The organism is Streptococcus sp. 1621, assembly GCF_013276615.1.
GTDB lineage: Bacteria > Bacillota > Bacilli > Lactobacillales > Streptococcaceae > Streptococcus.
This window is the reverse complement of the sequence record NZ_VMLJ01000005.1, coordinates 75,698-81,808: the sequence shown is the minus strand read 5'-3', so window position 1 is coordinate 81,808 and position 6,111 is coordinate 75,698. Positions and strand designations below refer to the sequence as shown.

At 42.6% G+C, this 6,111-nt stretch carries 4 protein-coding genes and 2 pseudogenes; 2 read left to right on the top strand and 4 right to left on the bottom strand.

Annotated features, from left to right (window positions below):
• Window positions 1–167: 167 nt before the first annotated feature.
• The 3 genes from HT697_RS01230 to HT697_RS01220 form a co-directional block, all read right to left on the bottom strand.
• Complete coding sequence (locus HT697_RS01230; protein WP_173219964.1) at window positions 168–833, bottom strand: TrkA family potassium uptake protein; 666 nt, start codon at window positions 831–833, stop codon at window positions 168–170.
• Window positions 834–846: 13 nt separating this feature from the next.
• Window positions 847–2,226 carry a potassium transporter TrkG gene (locus HT697_RS01225; RefSeq protein ID WP_173219961.1) on the bottom strand — a complete coding sequence of 460 codons (1,380 nt, stop codon included), beginning with the start codon at window positions 2,224–2,226 and terminating at the stop codon, window positions 847–849.
• A gap of 473 nt (window positions 2,227–2,699) precedes the next feature.
• Window positions 2,700–3,464 (bottom strand): nucleoside phosphorylase, encoded by a 765-nt coding sequence (locus tag HT697_RS01220; RefSeq protein ID WP_173219958.1) that lies wholly within the window; start codon window positions 3,462–3,464, stop codon window positions 2,700–2,702.
• Window positions 3,465–4,060: 596 nt separating this feature from the next.
• On the opposite strand from HT697_RS01220, the pseudogene HT697_RS01210 reads away from it, so the two are divergent.
• Window positions 4,061–4,384, top strand: a pseudogene (locus HT697_RS01210) (VTC domain-containing protein); the annotation flags it as partial.
• Window positions 4,377–5,060, top strand: a complete 684-nt coding sequence (locus HT697_RS01205) for a DUF4956 domain-containing protein (protein ID WP_173219955.1) — start codon at window positions 4,377–4,379, stop codon at window positions 5,058–5,060. The pseudogene HT697_RS01210 and the gene HT697_RS01205, both read left to right, overlap by 8 nt.
• Before the next feature lie 358 nt (window positions 5,061–5,418).
• Here HT697_RS01205 and HT697_RS01200 read toward each other — a convergent pair.
• Window positions 5,419–6,111 (bottom strand): annotated as a pseudogene (locus HT697_RS01200) (N-acetylmuramoyl-L-alanine amidase family protein); the annotation flags it as partial.

Here is a 6,111-nt window from a genome sequence, read left to right as displayed (position 1 = left end):
CGGCTAGTTTCCTAGTTTGATCTTTGATTTTCATTGAGTATTACTCTCTCTTGTCACTTCTTTCTATTCTACCATAAAGTCCAGCCTTTGAAGAACTTTTACTAGAATACAAGGCTTCTGTCTCTCTTTGCCATATTGGGCATCAAAAAAGAGGGAAGCTCCCTCTTTTACGAATTCAATGCTGCTAGGGTATCCAAATACTGGTTGTTGATGACTGCCAAAATATAGGTATCTGCCTTCAAGAGGTCATCTGGTCCAAATTCAACATCCAATGGGGAATTTTCCTGCTCTCGGAAACCCAAAATATTCAGATTGTATTTACCACGGAGGTCTAATTTACTCAGACTTTGACCTGCCCAAGACTGAGGGATTTTCATCTCCACAATAGAGACATTTTTATCCAACTGAAAGACATCAACATTATTATGGAAAAGAATGGTCTGTGCTAGGGACTGCCCCATTTCATACTCTGGCGAGATAACCGAGTCAGCACCGATTTTTTCCAGTACTTTCTTAGCAGTCTGACTTTTGACCTTGGCAATAACAGTCGGTACCCCCAAACTCTTACAGTGCATAACCGCAAGCACACTCGACTCCAGATTTTCACCTGTCGCGACTACAACGGTATCGCAGGTGTCAATCCCTGCTGATCTCAATAATTCTTCATCTGTGATGTCACCAATCACTCCACGCGCCAAAACTGGCTCAAACTGATTGATGCGCTCTGCGTGGTCATCAATAGCGATAATATTCATATCCTGCTTGGCTAGGGCAGCTAGGACACTGCTCCCAAAAATTCCCAAGCCTAAAATTCCAATCGTACGATCTGACATGCTCTTTCCTTTCTTAACCAATACTAATATCTGCTTTCATATAGTGAATCATATCTTTCTTTTCTGGATGGTAATCTGCTAGACTGACCAGCAGGGTCAAGGGACCAATTCGTCCGATAAACATGAGAACCATAATCACACTTAGAGCTAATTTCCCTAAATCTGGAGTTAAATTTGCCGTCACTCCGACTGTCCCAAGAGCAGAAATGGTTTCAAATATGAGGTGGATAAAGGGAGGATTTCCCTTGGCTGTCATCCCTAGTAAAATCAAGCCCAGCAAGAAGGTCATCAAAAAGATAATAAAGACACTAAAGGATTTTTGAACCGTTCGCGGCGCAATCGTCCGTCGAGCGACATTGGCATGAGGTAAGCCTAGAAGCTCACTTCGTGCAAAGACCAAGAGGACAAAAAATGTGGTAATCTTGAGCCCCCCAGCTGTTCCTCCTGGAGCCCCACCGAGAAACATCTGCAAGATATAAATCAATAAGGTAACAGGACGAGCCATGCTGTAATCAATTGTCCCAAAACCAGCCGTTCTCATGCTGACAGTTTGGAAAAAGCTGACCAAGACCTTATCTGCAACAGGGAGATTGCCAATCGTCCCTGCATTGTTCCATTCAAGAGCGAGACTACTCACCGTCCCAAAAGCTAGGAGCCCCACCGTCAGTAATAAAACCAGTTTGGTGTGAAAATGTAGGCGCCCTTTTTTCTTTTTCCCTATATGCGTAGCAAGGTCAAACCAGACCATAAATCCAAGACCACCTGTGATAATCAAGCCTGCGATGACCAGATTGACCAAGGGATCAGTCTGAAAAGCAATCAAGCTCGTACTTCCAAAATTATCAAAACCTGCATTACAGAAGGCGGATATAGCTAGAAAAATAGCACTAAAGAGACCGCGCCCCCAGCCAAGTTGAGGAACAAAACGAAAACTGAGGAATAAAGCTCCTAAACCCTCAACCAAAAAAGTCGTGAGAAAAATAGAATAGACAAACTTTCTCAAAGATCGAGTCTCTCCATAACTAAAACTATCCTGAATAGTTGCACGGCTACGAAGACTAAGCTTTTGCTTGCTCTGGATATAGAAAACCCCAATAAAGGTCATGAGCCCCAGACCACCAATCTGAATCAAGAACATACAAATGAGCTGACCCCAAATATTGTAGGTGTCAGCGACAGGCTGGGTAAAAAGTCCTGTCACACAGACCATGGATACGGTTGTAAAGAGATGGTCGAAATAAGTCGCTCGTGAGCTTTCAACTTGGACAAAAGGCAAGCTCAAAAGAAGAGAGCCTAGTAAAATGACCAAGGCAAAACTCAAAAAAATACGACGGGCTGGAGATAAACGAGATAAGCCTAGCTCTATTTTTTCCTTAGATAATTTGAATAACATGTTTCCATTGTACCATAAAAAGCTCGAAATGACTTAGATAGGATAAGGCAAAATCCACTAACACCAAGCCTAAAAAATGCCACCTTTTTGTTGATAGTCTAGGCAATAACAAGCCTCGTTCAAGAGTTCTTGATAATGTGACTGTAAGACAGGAGCTTTTAACGCCAGCTACTCACTCTATAGAAAATGAAACACACCATTTTGAATCTGAAATAGTAGGCTACAACTTCTCAAACATTACTAGAAATTGATGCAACTTACCTAATCAATTTGTTGAGATTTTATTTCATATTACCACAATAAAAACGCATAGTATCAAGGTTTTTCACCTGATATGATGCGTTTTTCTGATTTTAAAGATTTTTCCCAATCTCAACATGCGTCCAAAAAGAGGAAGATGACCTCGTTTAAACATATTTTTGCAAAGTATGAGCTAGACATTGTATGATAAAGCAGACCTTTTGTCAGCATAACTAAAGGAGGTGAACACTTGCTAAACTCAGTTCTAGCGCCTTATCAAAAGCTTCTGAACCCCAGTCACGACTATCGTACTGATCCAAGTCTGCTAAGGAATCAGCTGTGAACAACAATTCACCCCAGAGGACCCCACGCAATTGCGCTACTGCCGCAAGCGCAGAACACTCCATCTCCACAACAGCACAGCCTTCTTCCTTGCGATAAGCCACCTTTTCAGCCGTTTCTCGGTAAAAACCGTCTGTAGACCAGGTCATGACTTCTTCATAAGGAATCTCTCTGGTTTCCAACACTCGCTCAATAGCAGCAATAGCCTCTGGCTGCATTTCCATATAACGAGAAGGCGCCACATAGTGGTAACTGGCTCCTTCATCTCGCAGAGCGCGAACAGGGACTAGAAAGGCATTTTCCTCTATATCGGCTAGCACACCACAGGTACCTGTGGAAATAATCTGCTCCACACCATAGCCAATCAACCAATCCATAAACTGGGCTGCTGGAGCTGAACCAACAGGAGCCTGAGCCAGACAAATCTCCTCGCCCTTGTAGTTGATGACGTACACTGGATAGGTCTTGGTGGCAGAAACGAACTCACCGACACAATCCGCCCCTACTTCCTGAGCATAGCGGTCAATCTCCTCACCTAAAAAGGCATAGACACACTTCTTAGGCAACTGCAAATCCAACCCCTCGTGATTGGGCATGATGACCGCCTGAGGATTATCATCAAACTCTAAAATGGGAATCGCATGTTTCTGAATCATAACCTACCTCCTCTAATTTTGTACTATTGTATCAAAAACTGACCGAGTGTCAAGGAGGAAGCTGATGAACTGGGGAGAGAAACAATACAATAACAATATTTTTGACAGAGACTCTTTTTAATGGTACAATGGACTTGCTTAAAAGTTCGATGAAATAAGCACATAAGAAACACCACCGGTTGCCGCCAGTGGTGTTTTTTTGCGCTTGCTCAAGGCGCTCAGGCTATTTCTTTTTCTTGTCGCATTTGCTTGCTACAAATCGGATAAGCCACTCCGATAAGACATTCGCTAGTGTACCAGCAAGAATAGGTAGCAAGACAAGTTCGATGAAAACGCACATAAGATCACCTCCTGCCTGCGCAGTCTAGTGTTTGCGACCTTACTATTGTATCATCTTTGACTGAAAATAAATAGAAAAAATCATTGACATCATCTAGTCATCCACAAAAACTCTCTCCTACACTAGTACTTCTTGCATCAAAAACATCCCAGTTACAAGATGATTTAAAATTGATCAATGAAGCAGACTTGCTAAGATATAGAGTAGGTAAATGTGGGTTGGGTAAAAAATATAGAAGAAGTTTTTATCTCCACTCCGTTTTTCTCTCAAGGAAAAGAAAGAAATTAGCGGATTTCCCTACAATAAAATTCGTATCACCATTGACCAAAATCTAACCTATCGTGATGAGAACGTCAGTTTATTCTCAGGAAAGGACGGTTTCCCTCTACTAAACGAGGACATTGTCATCATGGAAATTAAAGCACCTGGTAGAAAACCCCAATGGCTACAAGATATTCTCGACCAATATGGACTGGTAGAGCAGAAATTTTCAAAATACAGCTGCGCCTACCACAAGTCTCAGGGGCTGGACTATAGCCCACGACCAAGCACAGAAAGTGTAGGTACTACTTATGTCTAATCTTTTTAATTCTATTTTCAACGACACAACTGCTACTGCCAATCCTATCCAGCTCTTTCTGGCTCTCTTGGTCAGCCTGATTTTAGGTTTGGCGCTGACCTGGGCTTACAAACACCGTACTCTCTATACACGGGAATTTGCGGTTAGTTTGACCCTACTCCCCTGCTTGATGACCTTGGTCATCTTTCTGGTAAATGGCAGCTTAGGAACCTCTATCGCTGTTGCAGGAACCTTTAGCCTCATTCGTTTCCGTTCAGCCACCAGTGGCTCACGGGAACTAATTGCAATCTTCCTTGCCATGATTATCGGGCTGGCAGCAGGGACAGGCTACCTAGCCTTAGCTGTTCTCTTCACCGTCTTTATCTTAGCAGTATGGCTTCTTTTAGAAAAGCAACAAAGCAAGAGCAATCACCAACGCCGCAGACTATTAACCATCACAATCGCCAACCAAGAAAAGCAACTCCAAACTATCCAATCTGGACTGGCACAATTCTGTACTGAGTTAGACCTCATCTCGATTGATATTAGCAATGATGGAGAACAAGTCACCACTGTCTATGAAGTTGATTTCAAGGCTCAAACTAACGATTTCCAAATCATCAATTACCTCACTAAAAAACAGGATACTTACCAGGTTTCCCTGACCAAGAATGCCAAGAAGAGAAAGAATTTGTAATTTTCAAATCAAATAGCAAACTAAGAGTCTCTTGAGTACCACCATTCTTTACCAATCAAAAAAACTCCGTAGTCTCTAGCGCCATAAATCCAGCTAGAGATTACAGAGTTATTTTTTAATCTAAACTTCCTACAAGAGTATATTATCTACTGAAAGGATATGGTATTTGTAGGGAATACTTTAAAGAGTTCTTACAGGAAGTCAGTATTAACTAGTTATATTAGGCTTATACTCTTCGAAAATCTCTTCAAACCACGTCAGCTTCACCTTGCCGTATAGATGTGACTGACTTCGTCAGTTCTNNTTTTGAGCAGCCTGCGGCTGGCTTCCTAGTTTGCTCTTTGATTTTCATTGAATATTAGTTTACCCATTCACCATTAGCATTGACTCTATAGCCATCTACAGTTGTGTTGACTGCAAGGGCACCTGAGCCATTGACATAGTACCATTCGTCTGATACTTTGAACCATTGGCTTGCTTTCATAGCACCTGATGCTTCAAGATAGTACCAAGTACCTCCATCTTTAAGCCAACCTGTTGCCATTGAACCATTAGCGTTTAGGTAGTACCATGAGCCGTTGACTTTAGCCCAACCTGTTGCCATAGCGCCGTTAGCGTTTAGGTAGTACCATGAACCATTGTATTGGAGCCATCCTGTCGCCATAGCGCCATTGCTGTTGAGGTAGTACCATGAGCCATTGTTTTGTAGCCAACCTGTTACCATAGCACCATTAGCGTTTAGGTAGTACCATGAACCGTTGTCTTGTAGCCATCCTGTCGCCGTTGAACCATCAGTATTGTAGAAGTACCACATACCGTTTTCTTGTTTCCAACCTGTTTTTGGAGCGGCTGGTTTAGCTGGTTCTACTACAGAATATGAGCTGTATGATGGAACATATGAAGGGTATGAAGGGACATATGTCGGATTAGATGGTCTTGCAGGAACAGAAGGTTGTGCTGGAGTGTCTCCAGCTGGTTTTGGAGCTGGGGCTGGAGTTTCTGGAGCTGGTTGAGATGGCTCTTCAGCTGGTTTTTCTGCTGGTTTTTCCGC